Genomic DNA, 18022 nt, shown 5'->3' with positions numbered 1-18022 from the left:
CATGCAGACCGCCGGGCGCGAGGCTCAGGGACGGCTCAAGATCGGCCGTCCGGTCGCCACCGTCGACATCGGGTCGAACTCGGTCCGCCTCGTGGTCTACGAGGGGCTGACCCGCGCGCCGACGCCGATCTACAACGAGAAGGTGCTCTGCGGCCTCGGCCGCCACGTGGCCACCACCGGCCGCCTCGACGACGACGCGGTCGAGCGGGCGCTCAGGGCGCTCGCCCGATTTCGAGTCCTGTGCCAGACCATGAACGTGTCGGAGGTGTTCGTTCTCGCGACCGCCGCGGCCCGCGACGCCACCAACGGCCCCGCCTTCCTGGCTGCCGCGGAGGAGACCGTCGGCCACCCGATCGAGCTGCTCTCCGGCGCCCGGGAAGCGCAGCTCTCCGCGCTCGGCGTCGTGTCGGGCTTCTACGACCCGGACGGGATCGTCGGCGACATGGGCGGCGGCAGCCTGGAGCTGGTGGACGTGCAGGGCGCCCGGGTGGGGCAGGGCACCACCATGCCGCTCGGAGGCCTCGCCCTGCAGGATCTCAGCGGCGGCTCGCTCAAGAAGGCGCAGCGGATCGTCCGCGCATCGCTGGAGCGGGCCCCGGAATATCTGGAGCACCTCCACGGCCGCACCTTCTACGCCGTCGGCGGCACCTGGCGCGCCCTGGCGCGGCTGCATCAGGCCGCGAAGGACTATCCGCTCCACGTGATGCACGGCTACGTCATCAACCCGGACGACGGCCTCGACTTCCTGCATCTCGTGGAGGAGGTCGACGCCAAGACCCTGAAGGACATCGAGAGCATCTCCGAGGCCCGCCGACCGCTCCTGGCCTATGGGGCCATCGTGCTCGAGGAGATCATCCGCCTCGGCGCCCCGAAGGACATCGCCATCTCGGCCCACGGCGTGCGCGAAGGCCTGCTCTTCGACCGCTTGCCGGAGGAGACGCGCGGGCACGACCCGCTCATCTCGGCGGCGGCCGACCTCAACCTGCTCCGCGCCCGCTCGCCCGGCCACGGGGAGGAGATGTGGGCCTGGACCTCGCGCTTCCTGGAGGACCTGGGGCTGCCCGAAACGGAAGGGGAGCGGCGGCTGCGCCATGCCGCCTGCCTCCTCGCCGATATCGGCTGGCGGGCCCATCCGGATTATCGCGGCGAGCAGAGCCTCAACCTCATCGCCTACGGGGCCTTCTCGGCCGTCGATCATGCGGGCCGGGCCTATCTCGCCCTGTCGATCTTCTTCCGGCACGAGGGCCTGAACCCGGACAAGGTCGGCTCGCGCATCAAGGCCCTCGCGGGGGCGCGGCTGATCGAGCGGGCCCGGCTTCTCGCCGCCCTCATGCGCGTCGCCTATCCGGTCTCGGTCGGCATGGAGGGCGTCCTGCCCCAGGCGCCGCTCCTCGCCCGCGGCAGCCAGGTCGTGCTGCAGCTGCCCCGTTCCATGGAGGCGCTCGCCAACGAGCGTCTCGTCGGCCGCCTGAAGGCCGTGGGCAAGCTCCTCAACATGGAGCCGAGGATCGAGATCGTATAGGGAAAATGTCCCTGGCGACGTGCGCTCATCCGCAAGTTTACAACGATCCGGAGTGCAATTACGGTGCCGCCCTGGGAAGCAGACACGCGGCAGTTCCACCGCTTCGAGGACCCTTTATGCAGACCATCAATCTTGACGCCGTGCGCGGTGCGCAAGTCTCGCACGATCCTTATGATTTCCTTCTCGGGGCCGATTTCCTGCGCAAGGACGCCATCGACGACCTGAGGCGAGACTTCCCCGAAATGTCGAAGCCCGGCTATCTCACCGTCGACGAGGTGAAGCTGCACGGCCGCTTCAAGACCCTGATCGACGAGCTGGAGGGCCCGGAGCTCACCGAGGAGCTGTCCCGCCGCTTCGGCCAGGATCTTCATCAGTATCCGCGCCTCACCACCATCATGTCCCGGTCGCAGCCGAAATACGGCGCCATCCACACGGACGGCCCGTCCAAGGTCATGACCATGCTGGTCTACATGAACGACGAGTGGCAGCAGGACGAGGGCGGCCGCCTCCGGGTGCTCTACGACGAGAAGAACTTCGAGCCCTACGCCCTGGAAGTGCCGCCCACCATGGGCACCATGTTCGCCTTCCTGCGCTCCGACAAGTCCTGGCACGGCCACCGTCCCTTCGCGGGCGACCGCCGCGTCGTGCAGGTCGCCTGGGTCAAGAGCCAGGCGGACGTGGACCGCAAGAAGAAGCACAACAAGATGGCCCAGTTCTTCAAGGGCATCTTCGGACGCTGAGAGACGTCCTTCAGTAGAGATCCGAGACGGAGGCGGAAACGCCTCCGTTTTGCTTTTTAGGGCTTAAGCCTCCGGCACCGGATAGACCACGACCCGGTTCTTCCGCATGGCGAGGCCGAGCTGGCCGGCCTTGAGGGCCAACGCCTTCTCGCCGAACAGCGCCCTTCGCCAGCCGTGGAGCGGGGCCACGTCCGCATGGTCATTCTCGGCGATGGCCTCCAGGTCCTCGACCGTGGCGATGATCTTGGGCGCCACCCCTTCGCCCTCGGCGACCGCCTTCAGCAGCACCTTCAGGAGCTCGACCGTCGCGCCTGCGGCACCGCGGCCGCGCGGGCGCTCGGGGACCGGCACGGTGGACATGTCGCGGGAGAGGCCGCGCTCGACCGCGTCGAGGATGTCGGCTCCGGTGCGGGAGCGTTCGAATCCGTTCGGGATCGAGCGAAGCCTCCCTAAGGCCTCCACGCTGCGCGGGGCCGAGACGGCCACGTCGATGAGGGCGTCGTCCTTGAGGATGCGGCCGCGGGGGACGTCCCGTCCTTGAGCCTCGCGCTCGCGCCAGGCGGCGACCTCCATCAGGACCGCCACCTCCTTGGCCTTGCGCAGCCGCCCGGAAAGGCGCCGCCAGGCATTGTCGGGATCGGCCTGATAGGTCTCGGGGGAGGTGAGGATCGCCATCTCCTCGCTCAGCCATTCCAGCCGGCCGTTCTTCTTCAGCTGGTCGAGGAGCGCCTCGTAGACCTTCACGAGGTGCGTGACGTCGGAGAGCGCATAGGTGAGCTGGGCGTCGGAGAGGGGGCGGCGGGACCAGTCGGTGAAGCGGGAGGACTTGTCGACCCGGGCCTTGGCGAGGTCGTTGACGAGCTGCTCGTAGGAGACCGAGTCGCCGTAGCCGCAGACCATGGCGGCGATCTGGGTGTCGAACAGGGGCTCGGGAACGAGGCGCCCCAGGTTCCAGACGATCTCGAGGTCCTGGCGGGCCGAATGGAAGACCTTGACCACGTTCGGGTCGGCCATGAGCGCCATGAAGGGCTCCAGGCTGATCCCCTCCGCCAGCGGGTCGATGAGGAAGGCGTCCGCCGGGTCGGGGCCCGCCATCTGGATCAGGCAGAGCCTCGGATAATAGGTGGTCTCGCGCAGGAACTCCGTGTCGACGGTGACGAACGGATGGGCGGCGAGGCGGCGGCAGGCGGCCGCGAGGGCGTCGGTCGTTGTGATCAAGTCCATGATCTATGGCTTTTAGCGGAAGGCGCGGCTTCCCGCGACTCCCCTGTTAGGCGGATTTGAGTGCTTTCCTACGCTCTTTTGCCTGCCGCTCGGCGCGCTTGACGAGCCAGTCGAGGATGTTGCGGTCGACCACGAGGCCCGTCTCGGCGTCCTCGAGACGCTCGATCCGGTCCACCCGGAAGCCGCGATACCCGTCGTCGGACAGGTCGATGCCGCCGAGCAGCATCTTGCCGGGGCCGACCTTCAGCTCGCGGACGATCACCCAGCGCCGGCTCGGATTGCCGGCCTGGTCCACGTAGTCGAGCTCGAGCGCCGCCTCCAGCGGATAGACGTGCCAGTTGCCCTCGATCCGCTCCTCGTCGGGCGCGTTCCGGGCCGGCTTCAGCAGGGATGTTGCAGGGCTGTGAATCATAGATGGGATATGGTGATTCACGCTTTGTTCCGCAAGGATTTAGAAGTGCGGAAACCGGGAAAATTCGACGGGAAATCAGGGATTTGGGGTTGTTGCCACTCGGTCATTCCCGGGGCAGCTCCGCCGCCATTCCGGGGCGAGCGCAGCGAGAGCCCGGAACCCATGAACGCTGACGGTAAAGGATGAGACGGTACGGTCATCGCCTGTTTCTGCAGCGCCGATGGTTCTGGGTTCCGGGCCCTGCTTCGCAGTCCCGGAATGACGATGGAGCCGACCCGCAGTGACGATGCCGTCGTCACCCGCACGCCGCCGCCCGGCGGAGCAGGAAGGCCTTCTCGCGCTCGTTCCGGCTCAGCGCCGCCGCCTGCTCGAACGCCAACCGTGCGTCGGCATGCCGGCCCAACCGGAACAGAAAATCGCCCCTCGCGGCCGGCAGCGGCGCGTAGCCGCGCAACCGCCCGGCCGCGTCGATCTCGGCCAGAAGTGCCAGGCCCGCCTCGGGCCCGTAGGCCATGCTGTGGGCGACCGCCCGGTTGAGGTCGACCACGGGCGAGGGCGTCACCTCCTGCAGGGTGTCGTAGAGCGCGGCGATCCTGTGCCAGTCCGTCTCCTCCGCCCGGCGCGCACGGGCGTGACAGGCGGCGAGCGCCGCCTGCAGGGCGTAGGGGCCGCGGGCGCCGCCGAGCATCTCCGTGCGCTCCAGGGCCGCGAGGCCCCGGCGGATCAGGAGCCCGTCCCAGCGGGCGCGGTTCTGCTCGGGCAGGGGAATGGCCGAGCCGTCCGGCCCGACCCGGGCGGCCAGGCGCGAGGCCTGGATCTCCATGAGGGCGAGAAGGCCGAACACCTCGGGCTCGTCGGGCATGAGGCCTGCGAGGATGCGGCCAAGGCGCTGGGCCTCCGCGCACAGGGCCGGCCGGATCAGGTCCTCGCCGGCCGTCGCCGCATAGCCCTCATTGAAGATCAGGTAGATCACCTCCAGCACCGAGGCGAGGCGCTGCCTGCGGTCCGTGCCCCGGGGCACCTCGAAGGCCGGGCGGGCCTTTCCCAAGGTCTTCTTGGCCCGGACGATGCGCTGCGCGATGGTCGCCTCGCTCGACAAGAAGGCGCGGGCGATCTCGTCCGTGGTGAGCCCGCCGATCAGCCGCAGGGTGAGGGCCGCCCGCGCCTCCGCCGACAGGACCGGATGGCAGGCGGTGAAGATCAGGCCGAGCAGCTCGTCGCCGAGATCGTCGTCGAGGGCCGCCTCAATGGCCTCGACGCTCGTATCGCGTGCGTCTTCCAGGTCGCGGCCGATCTCCGCATGCTTTCGCGCAAGCATCTGGTCCCGCCGGATCCCGTCGATGGCCCGGCGCTTGGCCGCCGCCATGAGCCAGGCGCCGGGATTGTCCGGAACGCCGGTCTTCGGCCAGTCGGTCAGGGCGGTCACGAGGGCGTCCTGCGCCAGCTCCTCCGCCCGGCCCACGTCGCGCAGCATCCGGGCGAGGCCCGCGATGAGCCGGGCCCGCTCGATCCTGAAGACCGTCTCGATCGTCTGGTGAATGTCCGTCGCCGCCACGGTGCCCAGTTAACGGGCGAGGGCGCGCCGAGGCAAGCCGCGGCGGCGACGAAGGGGCCTCAGCGGTCGGCCAGCTTCACCCGGAGCCGCTCTTCCTGTTCGGCCAGTTCCGGCGTGATGACGTCCGCGAAATCCGCCATTTCGTAGAACGGGCGGATCTCGAGCTCGCTCGGGCCCGGCATCGGGTTGGGGCAGCGCTTCGCCCACTCGACCGCCTCCGCCATGTCCTTGACCTCCCAGATCCAGAAGCCGGCCACCAGTTCGCGGGTCTCCGCGAAGGGACCGTCGATCACCGTCCGGTTCGGGCCGTCGAAGGCCACCCTTTTGCCCTGCGACGAGGGCTTGAGGCCATCGCCGGTGAGCATGATGCCGGCGTTCACCAGCTCCTCGTTGAACTTGCCCATGGCCTCGAAGAGCTCGGGCGAGGGCATGATCCCCGCCTCGCTGTCCTTCGTGGCCTTCACCATCACCATCACGCGCATCGACTTGTCTCCTCTGATCGAAGGAGGCCCCTTGTGGCCTTCCTGCCCTGACGACGAACGACCCCCGGCGGAATCGACAGGCTGTTCGAAAAATTTTCGCGGACAAATGTGTAGGACGGGATTCGGGGGCAGGACAGGGGCGACTTCTCCGTCGTCCTTCCGGGACCGCAAAGCGGAGCCCGGAAGGACGGCCGTGCCGTGCGACATTCGAGCCTCACGGTCGCTCTTTTCCCGCAAGCGGGGCCGTGAGATAGGGCCGGTGCGCTTTGCGCATGACCTATGGGAAAGACCGAATGACCTACGAAGAATTCGTCAAGAACTACCAGGCCGGCACCATCAAGGTCCATGTCGTCAGGAACGCTTCCGGGTTCCTGTACGAAACGCCCGGCCTGATGCCACATCATGTTCGCAAGAGGCAGGCCCTAATCCGGACCGCCACGTTCGGATTGATGATCCTCGGGCTTATCCTGTTCTTCTTCGTCAAGTGGTACATCGCAGCGGCGGTCCTGTTCGCCGGAATGTTCATGGCGACCCGTGCCACAAAGGCCGCGGGCGAGGGCGTCTTAGAGGCCGCCCGGGCGGATCCGCGCTTCTACGAGTTGGTGACCGAGAAGGGCATCCTGCGCATCGAGCCGGCTTGACGGCGCCAATCCTCTGAGCCGGACAAGGCGGAGGCAAGAGGGCGATCTCCAAGGGGGCGAGGCGCACTCAGGGACGGATCGGGTCCGTCTCGGATGCGATGCACTCCACCTTCCGGAACGGAGCAGTGCTCAAGTGCTCTGGTGCCCGCTTGCGGGCAGCCTCGACGAGGCTGTCGCGGATCTGCGGCAGGATCTCCTCGCATCGCTTGAGAGTGAGATCCGGCACGGCCGGATTGTTGAAGCTCATCTGCGACGGCTGCCCATTCCGGCCCTCGAACGACAGCACGATCCAGACCGGAGTCGGCGGCGTGCCGGCCCACAGCCTCGGCACCCAATCGTAGATGACGGTATGGCCGGCGTAGAGCAAAGCGAGGCCGAGCAAGGCGCCGAAAAGGCTCGCGGCTTTCTTCACGGATCAGGTCTCCAAGGCTCGATAAAACGAAAGAATCATGGCGGGCCGTTCGCTTAAGCTCGGCCGTGGGCCGTCGCAAGGCGTCGCAAGCGCGCAGCCGCCATGGCCGCCTCTGCGCGGCGTTCTATATGACCGTGCCGGCAACGGAAGGTGGTGCGGCGCATGAGCTATCTCGTCATCAAGGCGGCCCTGTCTGGCGTGTTGGTCATGATCATCTCGGAGGTGGCGCGGCGCAGCCCCGGCTTCGGCGGGCTGATCGCGTCGCTGCCCCTGGTCTCCGTGCTCGGTATCATCTGGCTGTGGCGCGACACCTCCGACGCGGAGCGCATCGCGGCCCATGCGGAATCGACCTTCTGGTTCGTGCTTCCGTCCCTGCCGATGTTCCTGGCCTTCCCGGCCATGCTGCGCCACGGCGTCGGATTCTGGCCCTCCCTCGTCCTGTCATGCCTGCTGACCATGGGCCTCTACACGCTCACCCTCTGGCTGCTGCCGAAGATCGGCATCGACCTCTAACGGATCGGTCGCGCTACTCCGACTGGAACCCGGAACTCGTCCAGGCGATTGGATACCCTGCTGATTCACCCCTGAACCTACGTGAGATGACCGACCAACGAAAAACCAGTCGAGACGAGCTTCTGGAGCAGCAGCGGGTCTTGGCGGAGTTCGGCGAGTTCGCGCTGAAGGGCGAAGACCTCGACGACATCCTCAACAAGGGCTGCGAGTTCGTCGGCCGCGCTCTCGAGACATCGCTCGCGAAGATCATGGAGCTCATGCCCGACGGCAGGACGTTCAAGGTGCGGGCGGGCTACGGCTGGGGGCCTGGCGTCATCGGGCAGATCACCGTCACGGCGGCCGAGAATTCGCCCGAGGGCATGACGCTGAAGGACGGTGCAGTCATCTCCAACGACCGGGAGCAAGAGGAGCGCTTCGCCTACCACGACTTCATGATCGAGCACGGCGTCAGGTCGTTTGCGAACGTCCTGATCCACGGCAGCGGCGGGCGCCCGCCCTATGGCGTCCTTCAGGTCGACAGCAAGAGGCCGCGGGACTTCACCCAAACCGACATCGAGTTTCTCAAGACTTACGCCAACCTGCTCGGGTCCGTGGTCGAGCGCCTGCGCGTCGTCGATGAATTGCGGGCTGCGGTGCGCGAGAAGGATCTTCTCCTCGACGAGCTGAACCACCGCGTGAAGAACACGCTGACGACCGTTCAGTCCATCGCCTCGCAGACCCTGCGCAACGCGCCGACCATGGACCATGCCTTCAGCGCGATCGAAAGCCGCCTGCTCGCCCTGTCGCAGGTGCATAATGTGCTCACGACGCAGAGCTGGGCCCATGTGGGCCTCAACACCATCGTGGCTCAGGCGGTTGAGCCCTATCGCAGCCGCTGGGAGGATCGGATTCACGTGCAGGGCCCGCCCGTGCAGATCCCGCCGCGCATGGCGCTCGCGCTTGCCATGGCGTTGCAGGAACTTGCCACCAATGCGGTGAAATACGGTGCCCTGTCGAACGGCAAAGGTCGGATCGGCGTGCGGTGGGCGCTGAACGGCGCCGCGGGCGCGGGGCGCCGCCTCCATCTCGTCTGGGAGGAAAACGGCGGCCCGCCGGTCGAGAAGCCCACCCGCCGCGGCTTCGGCACCCGCCTCATCGAGCGCAGCCTCGCCCAGGACCTTGACGGCGAGGCGCATATCGACTTCGCTCCGAGCGGCGTCGTCTGCTCGGTCGACGCGCCGCTTGTGAGTTACTGACGGGGCTTTTCTCAACATCGTCCGCCGTTCCCAGCCTCGTGCCGGCGATCCGTGGATCGAACGAGAAAACGACGTCGTGGCGTGTCGCGACGACCGGCCAGACTCTGGAAGGAGTGGCAGGACGCACAACTCGGCGCGGTTCCAGACCTATCTTAGCCTTGAGAAGATCCTAGACGCACACTTACTTCAGCAACCACCGGAAGGCCCGGCGCAACTCCTCCGTCCCGTCGCGGTCGAACCACTTGCCGTGGCTGAAGATCACGCGGATGGGGGCGCGGGCGATGATGCGGGAGACGGCGCGGCGGGCCTCGCGGCGGTGCATGCGCACGACGAGGCGCAGGTAGGCCGGGGCCTTTCCGTCCGGCGCCTGAACGCCGGTGACCTTCGCGAAGACCCTCGTGCCGAAGGGCAGCTTGTCCGGCTCCAGGTTCTGGATCAGGTCGGTGAGGATCAGGGTGCGGGTCGGCCGGTGGAAGAAGGCGACCTCGCGGAAGCCCGCGCCGCCAGGCACGATAGTCTGCTCGAACACCTCCGCCCATTCCGGCGGCGGCGCCACGCCGAGATCCCGGTCGAGGCGAAGGCCCGCGGCCTTCACCTGCGCCCGGTCGCGTAGGCCGGGCGCGGCCGAGATGATGGCGGCCGGACAGGCTTTCTGCCACTCCTTCAGGTGCGTCCAATGGGCGATGCTGGGCGCCACGATGTGCCGGATCGGCCCGATGGTCTCGATCTCGCGCCGCAGCTCGGGAATGAACCGGGTCGGCGAATGGAGCCACACGTCGCCGGAGGGGAGGCGCACCACGGTCATCCGCACCGGCAGGGACAGGCCCGCCGCCTGCTGCGGTCCGCTGTCGACGATCCAGACGTTCTCCGCGACGGGCTTGAGCACGTCCACGGGAGGGTAGGTGACGTCCGGTTCCGATGCCATGGCTCGCCTGTCTGTCCGCGCACTTGCGCATCACCTTAATCCCGCCTTAGCTCTGTCGTTCCACGGCACTGGAAAGGCGGTTCGCATGTGGCCCGATCGACGCATCCTCGACCTGTTCGGCATCGAACTCCCGATCGTCCAGGCGCCCATGGCGGGAGCGAACCTCGCCGCGATGGCGGTCGCCGTGTCCGAGGCGGGCGGGCTCGGTTCGCTGCCCTGCGCCCTGCTGACGCCGGAGCGGGCGCGGGAGGAGCTGACGATATTCAGGCAGGCCGCCGCGAAGCCCGTCAACGTGAACTTCTTCAGCCACCGGCCGCCTGAGGCCGGGGAGGGGCGGGAGGCGGCCTGGAAGCGGCGGCTCGCCGCCTATTACGTGGAGTTCGGGCTCGACCCCGAGGCGCCTGCGCCGTCTTCGAGCCGCGCGCCCTTCGACGAGGCCTACCTCGCGCTGGTGGAGGAGTTCCGGCCCGAGGTGGTGAGCTTCCATTTCGGCCTTCCGCACGCCGAGCTGCTGGCCCGGGTCAAGCGGACGGGCGCGAAGGTGATCTCGTCCGCCACGACCGTGGAGGAGGCCCGCTTCCTCGAGCGGGAGGAATGCGACGCCGTCATCGCGCAAGGGTTCGAGGCCGGCGGGCATCGTGGCATCTTCCTTTCCGACGACGTCTCGACGCAGGTCGGCACCATGGCGCTGGTGCCGCAGATCGTGGATGCCGTGAAGGTGCCGGTCATCGCCGCCGGCGGCATCGCCGACGGGCGCGGCATCGCGGCGGCCTTCGCGCTCGGCGCGTCGGCCGCGCAGATCGGCACAGCCTATCTGTTCACGCCCGAAGCGACCGTCGCGCCCGCGCATCGCGCCGCCCTGAAAAGCGCCCGCGACGACCGCACCGCGATCACCAACGTGTTCACCGGACGACCGGCGCGCAGCATCGTCAACCGGATGGTGCGCGAGGTCGGGCCGATCTCCGACGCCGCGCCGCCGTTCCCGCTCGCGGGCGGCGCGCTCGTGCCCCTGCGCCAAGCCACGGAGCCGAACGGCTCGGGCGACTTCATGTCCCTCTGGTCGGGACAGGCCGCGCCGCTGTGCCGGGAGATGCCGGCAGGCGAGCTGACGCGGCGTCTCGCCGAGGAGGCGCTGGAGCGGATGCGACGCGGATAGGCGGGCGCCTTACTCCGCCGCCTCGCGCGTCACCTTGCCCTTGCCGTTCGTTTTCTTGGGAGCGTCCTTCTTGGCGCCGTCCTTCTTGGCCGGCTCCTTCTTGAGCGGCCGGCGTTCCAGCACCTCCTTGAGGAAGCGACCGGTGTAGCTTTCCTTCACCTTCACCACGTCCTCTGGCGTGCCCTGCGCCACGATCTGTCCGCCGCCGTCGCCGCCCTCGGGGCCCATGTCGATGATCCAGTCGGCGGTCTTGATGACCTCGAGGTTGTGCTCGATCACCACCACCGAGTTGCCCTGGTCGACGAGCTCATGCAGGACTTCCAGCAGCTTCGCCACGTCGTGGAAGTGCAGGCCCGTGGTCGGCTCGTCGAGGATGTAGAGCGTGCGGCCGGTGGCGCGCTTGGACAGCTCCTTCGAGAGCTTCACGCGCTGCGCCTCGCCGCCGGAGAGCGTAGTCGCCTGCTGGCCCACATGCACGTAGTCGAGGCCGACGCGGGCGAGCGTCTGCATCTTCTCGCGGATCGACGGCACGGCCTTGAACAGCTCGCGCGCCTCCTCGACCGTCATGTCGAGAACGTCCGCGATGGACTTCTCGCGATACTTCACCTCCAGCGTCTCGCGGTCGTAGCGCTTGCCCTTGCACACGTCGCAGGTGACGTAGACGTCGGGCAGGAAGTGCATCTCGATCTTGATGACGCCGTCGCCGGAGCAGGCCTCGCAGCGGCCGCCCTTCACGTTGAACGAGAAGCGGCCCGCCTGGTAGCCGCGCGCCTTCGCCTCCGGCAGGTTCGCGAACCATTCGCGGATTGGCGTGAAGGCGCCCACATAGGTGGCCGGGTTCGAGCGCGGCGTGCGGCCGATGGGCGACTGGTCGATGTCGATGACCTTGTCGAGGTGCTCCAGCCCTTCGATGCGCTCGTGCGGGGCCGGATGCTCCAGGGCGCCGTTGAGCTTGCGCGCCACCGCCTTGTAGAGGGTGTCGATCACGAGGGTCGACTTGCCGCCGCCGGACACGCCCGTGATGCAGGTGAAGGTGCCGAGCGGGATCTCGGCCGTCACGTCCTTGAGGTTGTTGCCCTTGGCGCCGACGACCTTCAGCATGCGCTTCCTGTCGGGCTTGCGGCGGCTGGATGGCACCTTCACGGTCATCTCGCCCGTGAGGTACTTGCCGGTGAGGGACTTCGGGTTCGCCATGATCTCGTCGGGCGTGCCCTCGGCGACGATCTGGCCGCCATGGATGCCCGCGCCGGGACCGACGTCGAACACGTAATCCGCCTGCAGGATCGCGTCCTCGTCGTGCTCCACCACGATCACCGTGTTGCCGAGGTCGCGCAGGCGCTTGAGCGTGACGAGCAGGCGCTCGTTGTCGCGCTGGTGCAGGCCGATCGACGGCTCGTCGAGCACGTAGAGAACGCCTGTGAGGCCCGAGCCGATCTGCGACGCGAGGCGGATGCGCTGGCTCTCGCCGCCCGACAGCGTGCCGGAGGAGCGGGCGAGCGTCAGGTATTCCAGGCCCACATCGACCAGGAAGGTCAGGCGCTCGCGGATCTCTTTCAGAATGCGGCCGGCGATCTCGTTCTGCTTCTTGGTGAGCTTCTTCGACAGCGCGCCGAACCATTCGTGCGCGTCCTTGACGGAGAGCGCGGTGGCGTCGCCGATGTCGGAGCCGGCGATCTTCACTGCCAAGGCCTCGGGCTTGAGGCGCTTGCCGCCGCAGGACTCGCAGGGCGTCTCGCCCATGAAGCGGCCGATCTCCTCGCGGGCCCAGTCGCTCTCGGTCTCCTTGTAACGGCGCTCCAGGTTCGGGATCACGCCCTCGAAGGGCTTCCTGACCTCGTAGGCGCGCAGCCCGTCGTCGTAGGCCATGCGGATCGAGTCGCCGTCCGAGCCGTAGAGGATGACGTCGCGCACCTTCTCGGGCAGCTCCGTCCAGGGCTTCGTCATCGAGGCCTTGTAGTGCTTCGTGATCGCTTCCAGCGTCTGGCCGTAATAGGGCGAGGAGGACTTGGCCCAGGGCATCACCGCGCCGCGCTTGAGCGAGAGCGTCTCGTCGATGACGAGGTCCGGGTCGATGCGCATCTCGTGGCCGATGCCGCCGCAGGTCGGGCAGGCGCCGAACGGGTTGTTGAACGAGAACAGGCGCGGCTCGATCTCCGGGATCGTGAAGCCGGAGACCGGGCAGGCGAACTTCGACGAGAACACGATGCGCTTCGGAGCGCCCTTGTCGTCCTTCTCGTCTGCGTACTCGATCACCGCGATGCCGTCGGTCAGCTCAAGGGCCGTCTCGAAGGATTCCGCCAGGCGCGCGGCGATATCGGCGCGCACCACGATGCGGTCCACCACCACGTCAATGTCGTGCTTGAACTTCTTGTCGAGGGCAGGGGCCTCGTCGATGGCGTAGTATTCGCCGTCGATCTTCAGGCGCTGGAAGCCCTTCTTCTGGAACTCGGCGATCTCCTTGCGGTATTCGCCCTTGCGGCCGCGCACCACGGGGGCCAGCAGGTAGAGACGGGTCTTCTCGGGCAGTTCCAGCACCCGGTCGACCATCTGGCTGACGGTCTGGCTCTCGATCGGCAGGCCGGTGGTGGGCGAGTAGGGGATGCCCACGCGCGCCCAGAGCAGGCGCATGTAGTCGTAGATCTCGGTGACAGTGCCGACAGTCGAGCGCGGGTTCTTGGAGGTGGTCTTCTGCTCGATCGAGATGGCGGGCGAGAGGCCGTCGATCTGGTCCACGTCCGGCTTCTGCATCATCTCCAGGAACTGGCGGGCATAGGCCGAGAGAGATTCCACGTAGCGGCGCTGGCCCTCGGCATAGATCGTGTCGAACGCGAGGGAGGACTTGCCGGAGCCCGACAGTCCCGTGAAAACCACGAACTTGTCCCGCGGGACCATGAGGTCGACGTTCTTGAGGTTGTGCTCCCGCGCCCCGCGCACGGTGATGACACGCGCATTCGGGTCGCCCGCCTTGGCGCGGTTGAACAGTTCGTCGAGCTTAGCCATGGGCCTGCCTGAGCCTTGAAGTGAGGAATGCCGGCCTAAGGAAGCGGCCGGCTCCCGGATATGTGACGTCTCACCGGCCGAGACAACATGCGGCCAATGATTCCAGGGGCGTGACCTTAGAACAAAGAGGGTACGGAGGGCAATGGGGGCCGGCGCCGTGCCTTCCGTTCGCAGAACGTGCGACTTTGCGTTGCGTGATATCCAGTCGGTCCCACTCAGGCTGGACACGCCCAGGTGCGACATCGCACGCAGCGGAATGGCAGTCATCTTTACGTTACAACATGTCGAACCAGGTTGCCCTGCATCGTCAATGGCTGGAGTAAAACCATGGCTACGTTCAAGAACATCCCCGGCTCGGGTTATGGCAACCCATATGTCGATTCCCTCATCTGGGGCGGCAACATGTGGGACCAATCACAGCAGCCGATCCTGATCTCCCTCGCAGGGGAGAACGACTACGACGAGGCCGTTCAGGTCCACGGCGAGATCAACTACCTGCACTCGAGCGCGGCACGAGGCGTCTGGTACCCGGAAACGAGGGCCCTGATGATCGACGTCCTGGGGCTCTTCACCAGCGTCGCCAATATCCGGCTGGACGAGGCGCCGACGGTCAGCGATGCCAACATCGCCTTGTGGTGGTATCCGCTGGAGTTCGGCGTCAGCGGCTGGCACGAGTCTCCCGACACCATCCATCCGACGGAACAGCAGTCTCACCAGCGCTGGGGCATCTTCAACAGCTTCTTCTCCGATGCCTGGAAGGAGAAGCAGTTCGGCGGCGCCGGGCGCGCGACCATGATCCAGGAGCTCGCCATCGGTTTCGGCCTGGCCCATCCCTATGACGGCGGCACCCGGTCGGACGCGACCAAGTTCCCAGGCGTGAACGGGGCCGACGATCTCGGCGCCTACGGCTTTAACCAATCCGTCTACACGGTCCTGTCGTCCAACAACGGCCTGTCCACCACGCCCGATGGCGGGCTCAAATGGGGCAACCAGGGTGGTCTCGGCGCGTTCGACATCGCCGCCCTCCAGACGCTCTACGGCGCCAACATGTCCACCGCCACCGGCAACGACACCTACACGCTGCCGACCAGGAACGACCGCGGCACCGGCTGGATGTCGATCTGGGATGCCGGCGGCACCGACACCATCTCGGCAGCGGGCTCCACCGCCGGCGTCACCATCGACCTGCACGCCGCGACCCTGGCGCCGAACGACCCGGGAGCAGGCGGCTACATCTCGCAGCAGAAGGGCATTGCGGGCGGGTTCACGATCGCCAACGGGGTGGTGATCGAGAACGCGGTCGGCAGCGCCTTCGACGACATTCTCATCGGCAATGCGGCCGCGAACACCCTCAACGGCGGGGCGGGCAACGACACCTACTATGTCGACTCGCCCAACGACGTGGTGATCGATGCGAGCGGCGTTGACACGGTCTACGCCACCTTCGCCTTCTCCAACCCCGCCATCGAGAACGTCTTCGTCAACGGCGTGAAGGTCGTTTCGGGCGGTGCGCCGGTCGAAGGTGGCGTCCGGGTCCTCCGCGGGACAGGCGGACGGGACGTCCTGACGGGGACCGAGGCGAACGAGAAGATCTCCGGCGGCGCCGGCAAGGACGTGCTCACGGGCGGGGTGGGGAAGGACATCTTCGTGTTCGACACCAGGCCCAACAAGAAGACAAACCTCGACACCATCACCGACTATTCGGTGGCCGATGACTCGATCTGGCTCGACAATGCCGTGTTCAAGAAGCTCGGCAAGGGTTCCGAATCGAAGCCGCAGGCCCTCAACCGGAAGTTCTTCGCCTTCGACAAGGCCAAGGACGGCAACGACTACCTCGTCTACGTGAAGAAGACCGGAGTGCTCTACTACGATGCGGACGGCTCCGGATCGGGCAAGGCGGTGGAGATCGCCAAGCTGCCGAAGAAGCTTGCGGGCTTTTCGGCCGGAGAGTTCTTCGTGATCTAGACCATGGTGGCTGTTCGGACGCAGCCGACGGCTGCGTCCGGGCGGGCATTCCGACATCCTGAACGGACGAGTCGGCCGTAGGGCTGGGCGCCTTTCATCCGGCGTAGGTCGCCGCTGTTGCGTCTGAGCGTGGGGAGGTTTCTCACGCCAGCTGACGGCAGGGCGGCAAACCCAATGCGCCATCGAGAAAGGCGCGGCAGGACTCAGAAGATGCGCAGCGACTGCTCACCTCTTCAATTCTTACATGATATATAGTATCAGTAACGGCCGAGTGGCGGTCAGCCTCGGTTGCGGGCCGTCTTACATGACGCTGCGGGCTAACAATTTACGTTGGGTGAATAATGACCATTCCTAAATTCGGCTCGGAAACTCGGGTCAATGTCACGACTGCCGATGATCAAGTCAGCCAGAGCGTAACGGCTCTCGCGGATGGCGGTTGGGTGGTGACCTGGGCGTCCGACGGCCAGGACGGGAACCGTAGTGGTGTCTACCAGCAGCGGTTCGACCACAATGGCACCGCCGCCTCCAGCGCTGACCAGCTCGTGAACGTCACCACGGCAGACGATCAGTTCGAACCGAGCGTGGTTGCGCTCGCCGACGGCGGGTGGGTGGTGACCTGGACATCATGGGCGCAGGATGGCATCGCCGGCGGCATTTATCAGCAGCGGTTCGACCGTAACGGCACTGCTACCTCCGTCGCCGACCGGCTCGTGAACGTCACCACGGCAGGCGACCAGATCGAATCGAGTGTAACTGCACTTGCCGACGGTGGCTGGGTGGTAACCTGGGCGTCCGACGGCCAGGACGGGAGCGATTACGGTGTATATCAGCAGCGGTTTGACCGCAACGGCACTGCCGCTTTCACCGCCGACCGGCTCGTCAATGTCATCACCGCGGGCCGTCAGATCGGGTCGAGTGTGGTTGCGCTCGCTGACGGTGGATGGGTGGTGACCTGGATGTCTTGGGGGCAGGATGGGGACCGATACGGTGTCTACCAACAGTGGTTCGATCGCAATGGCAATGCTGCCTCCGTCGCCGACCGGCTCGTGAACGTCACCACGGCAGGCAATCAGGGCCAGACGAGTGTGACGGCCCTAGAGGACGGCGGCTGGATCGTGGTCTGGACGTCTTACGACGAGAACTACACCAATGGCGAGATCTATATGCAGGTGTTCGACCGCAACGGGGTCGCCGCCTCTCCAGACGACATCCTCGTCAGTACGACATCCAGCGGCATGAAGCGATTGCCACGTGCAACGGCGCTGGCCGATGGCGGCTGGGTGGTCACCTGGACGTCGGATCAGACGGGAGACAGCAACGTTTACCAGCAGCGCTTCCTGCCGGAGAAGGCGCCGCACGATCTCACGCTCAGCGCCAGCACGGTGCAGGAGGGGGCTGGCGCCGGCACGCCGGTGGGCGCCGTTGCAGGTCAGGACGCCAATGTCGGCACCACCGGCGACGTGCTCACCTACACGCTCCTGGACGATGCCGGCGGGCGCTTCAGGCTCGACGGCGACAGGATCCTGGTTGCGGACGGCTCCAAGCTCGATTTCGAGCAGGCGACCTCCCACACGATCAGGGTGAAGGTCACCGATCGGGCCGGCAACGCCTTCGAGAAGGAATTCGCGATTGCAGTCACAGACATCGCCGACACGGGCGGTGGTGGCGGAGGAGGCGGTGGCGGTGGCACTCCGATTCCGGTCGACCTTGTGCTGCGCGGCACGACAGGTGCCAACGTGCTCACGGGCGGCGGAGGCAACGACACGCTCTACGGCAAAGCCGGCAAGGACGTGCTCACCGGCGGAGCGGGCAAGGACGTGTTCGTGTTCGACACGAAGCCGAACAAAAAGACCAACCTCGACACGATCACCGACTTCTCGGTCGCCGACGACCCGATCTGGCTCGACAATGCCGTGTTCAAGAAGCTGGGCAAGGGCTCGGCCTCCAAGCCAGGCGCGCTCAAGAAGGCGTTCTTCAAGGTGGCCGACAAGGCCAAGGACGGCAACGACTACCTCGTCTACAACAAGAAGACCGGCATTCTGTATTACGACGCCGACGGCTCGGGCAGCGGCAAGGCGGTCGAGATCGCCAAGCTCGCCAAGAACCTCAAGCTTACCGCCGCCGACTTCTTCGTGATCTGAGGATCTTCGGTCCCGAGAGTCCTGAGGGGCGCCACGCTCCGAAAAAGGCGTGGCGCTCATCTTTCCTTGCGTTAAGCTTGGATATGACCTCATTCCTCT

Annotated in this window: 15 protein-coding genes; 8 read left to right on the top strand and 7 right to left on the bottom strand. The window is 66.6% G+C overall.

Translation table 11 applies throughout. From position 1 onward, the window contains the following. The first annotated feature begins 1 nt into the window (after position 1). Entirely contained in the window at positions 2 to 1522 is a 1521-nt protein-coding gene (gene ppx, locus DES45_RS10085; RefSeq protein WP_114769846.1) for an exopolyphosphatase, read from the top strand. Positions 1523 to 1638: 116 nt separating this feature from the next. After that, positions 1639 to 2262 (top strand): 2OG-Fe(II) oxygenase, encoded by a 624-nt coding sequence (locus DES45_RS10080; protein WP_114769845.1) that lies wholly within the window; start codon positions 1639 to 1641, stop codon positions 2260 to 2262. Between the two features lie 63 nt (positions 2263 to 2325). Here the strand turns inward: DES45_RS10080 and rnd are convergent, their stop codons facing one another. The 4 genes from rnd to DES45_RS10060 all read right to left on the bottom strand — a co-directional run bounded on the left by rnd (position 2326) and on the right by DES45_RS10060 (position 5935). Further along, positions 2326 to 3486 (bottom strand): ribonuclease D, encoded by a 1161-nt coding sequence (gene rnd, locus DES45_RS10075; RefSeq protein WP_114769844.1) that lies wholly within the window; start codon positions 3484 to 3486, stop codon positions 2326 to 2328. 46 nt (positions 3487 to 3532) lie between these two features. After that, complete coding sequence (locus tag DES45_RS10070; RefSeq protein ID WP_147282382.1) at positions 3533 to 3919, bottom strand: hypothetical protein; 387 nt, start codon at positions 3917 to 3919, stop codon at positions 3533 to 3535. 274 nt (positions 3920 to 4193) lie between these two features. Continuing rightward, entirely contained in the window at positions 4194 to 5453 is a 1260-nt protein-coding gene (locus DES45_RS10065) for an RNA polymerase sigma factor (protein ID WP_114769842.1), read from the bottom strand. A gap of 59 nt (positions 5454 to 5512) precedes the next feature. Continuing rightward, positions 5513 to 5935 carry a YciI family protein gene (locus DES45_RS10060; protein ID WP_114769841.1) on the bottom strand — a complete coding sequence of 141 codons (423 nt, stop codon included), beginning with the start codon at positions 5933 to 5935 and terminating at the stop codon, positions 5513 to 5515. A 293-nt stretch (positions 5936 to 6228) separates the two neighbouring features. On the opposite strand from DES45_RS10060, the gene DES45_RS10055 reads away from it, so the two are divergent. Further along, complete coding sequence (locus DES45_RS10055) at positions 6229 to 6576, top strand: hypothetical protein (protein ID WP_114769840.1); 348 nt, start codon at positions 6229 to 6231, stop codon at positions 6574 to 6576. A gap of 67 nt (positions 6577 to 6643) precedes the next feature. On the opposite strand, the gene DES45_RS10050 is transcribed toward DES45_RS10055, so the two are convergent. Further along, positions 6644 to 6988, bottom strand: a complete 345-nt coding sequence (locus DES45_RS10050; protein WP_114769839.1) for a hypothetical protein — start codon at positions 6986 to 6988, stop codon at positions 6644 to 6646. A gap of 162 nt (positions 6989 to 7150) precedes the next feature. On the opposite strand from DES45_RS10050, the gene DES45_RS10045 reads away from it, so the two are divergent. Continuing rightward, positions 7151 to 7501, top strand: coding sequence for a DUF3147 family protein (locus DES45_RS10045; RefSeq protein ID WP_114769838.1), 351 nt, complete (start codon positions 7151 to 7153; stop codon positions 7499 to 7501). Positions 7502 to 7587: 86 nt separating this feature from the next. Further along, on the top strand, positions 7588 to 8736 hold the full coding sequence (locus DES45_RS25670) for a sensor histidine kinase (RefSeq protein ID WP_210272309.1): 1149 nt from the start codon (positions 7588 to 7590) through the stop codon (positions 8734 to 8736). A 181-nt stretch (positions 8737 to 8917) separates the two neighbouring features. Here the strand turns inward: DES45_RS25670 and DES45_RS10035 are convergent, their stop codons facing one another. Then, a complete protein-coding gene (locus tag DES45_RS10035; protein WP_114769837.1) occupies positions 8918 to 9661 on the bottom strand; it encodes a DUF4336 domain-containing protein in 744 nt (247 codons plus the stop codon). Positions 9662 to 9746: 85 nt separating this feature from the next. Here DES45_RS10035 and DES45_RS10030 point away from each other — a divergent pair, with 85 nt between their 5' ends. Further along, positions 9747 to 10817: an NAD(P)H-dependent flavin oxidoreductase gene (locus DES45_RS10030; RefSeq protein ID WP_114769836.1), complete on the top strand. Its 1071-nt coding sequence runs from the start codon at positions 9747 to 9749 to the stop codon at positions 10815 to 10817. Between the two features lie 9 nt (positions 10818 to 10826). On the opposite strand, the gene uvrA is transcribed toward DES45_RS10030, so the two are convergent. After that, positions 10827 to 13817, bottom strand: coding sequence for an excinuclease ABC subunit UvrA (uvrA, locus tag DES45_RS10025; RefSeq protein ID WP_114769835.1), 2991 nt, complete (start codon positions 13815 to 13817; stop codon positions 10827 to 10829). A gap of 327 nt (positions 13818 to 14144) precedes the next feature. Here uvrA and DES45_RS26040 point away from each other — a divergent pair, with 327 nt between their 5' ends. Together DES45_RS26040 and DES45_RS10015 are read left to right on the top strand one after the other, a co-directional pair. After that, the gene (locus tag DES45_RS26040) at positions 14145 to 15782 is read left to right on the top strand and encodes a M10 family metallopeptidase C-terminal domain-containing protein (RefSeq protein ID WP_114769834.1); all 1638 of its coding nucleotides are present in this window, start codon (positions 14145 to 14147) and stop codon (positions 15780 to 15782) included. A gap of 341 nt (positions 15783 to 16123) precedes the next feature. After that, on the top strand, positions 16124 to 17923 hold the full coding sequence (locus DES45_RS10015) for a hypothetical protein (RefSeq protein ID WP_147282381.1): 1800 nt from the start codon (positions 16124 to 16126) through the stop codon (positions 17921 to 17923). The last annotated feature ends 99 nt before the right edge of the window (positions 17924 to 18022 follow it).

Source organism: Microvirga subterranea (assembly GCF_003350535.1).
In the GTDB taxonomy this organism is placed as follows: domain Bacteria; phylum Pseudomonadota; class Alphaproteobacteria; order Rhizobiales; family Beijerinckiaceae; genus Microvirga; species Microvirga subterranea.
Note: the sequence above shows the minus strand (reverse complement) of the source record. Positions and strands in the feature narration are given on the sequence as shown.

Bases quoted from the DNA above. Each gene is read 5' to 3' on its own strand.
- ppx (WP_114769846.1), top strand. From the start codon at position 2: ATGCAGACCGCCGGGCGCGAGGCTCAGGGACGGCTCAAGATCGGCCGT.
- DES45_RS10080 (WP_114769845.1), top strand. From the start codon at position 1,639: ATGCAGACCATCAATCTTGACGCCGTGCGCGGTGCGCAAGTCTCGCAC.
- rnd (WP_114769844.1), bottom strand. From the start codon at position 3,486: ATGGACTTGATCACAACGACCGACGCCCTCGCGGCCGCCTGCCGCCGC.
- DES45_RS10060 (WP_114769841.1), bottom strand. From the start codon at position 5,935: ATGCGCGTGATGGTGATGGTGAAGGCCACGAAGGACAGCGAGGCGGGG.
- DES45_RS10055 (WP_114769840.1), top strand. From the start codon at position 6,229: ATGACCTACGAAGAATTCGTCAAGAACTACCAGGCCGGCACCATCAAG.
- DES45_RS10045 (WP_114769838.1), top strand. From the start codon at position 7,151: ATGAGCTATCTCGTCATCAAGGCGGCCCTGTCTGGCGTGTTGGTCATG.
- DES45_RS25670 (WP_210272309.1), top strand. From the start codon at position 7,588: ATGACCGACCAACGAAAAACCAGTCGAGACGAGCTTCTGGAGCAGCAG.
- DES45_RS10035 (WP_114769837.1), bottom strand. From the start codon at position 9,661: ATGGCATCGGAACCGGACGTCACCTACCCTCCCGTGGACGTGCTCAAG.
- DES45_RS10030 (WP_114769836.1), top strand. From the start codon at position 9,747: ATGTGGCCCGATCGACGCATCCTCGACCTGTTCGGCATCGAACTCCCG.
- uvrA (WP_114769835.1), bottom strand. From the start codon at position 13,817: ATGGCTAAGCTCGACGAACTGTTCAACCGCGCCAAGGCGGGCGACCCG.
- DES45_RS26040 (WP_114769834.1), top strand. From the start codon at position 14,145: ATGGCTACGTTCAAGAACATCCCCGGCTCGGGTTATGGCAACCCATAT.
- DES45_RS10015 (WP_147282381.1), top strand. From the start codon at position 16,124: ATGACCATTCCTAAATTCGGCTCGGAAACTCGGGTCAATGTCACGACT.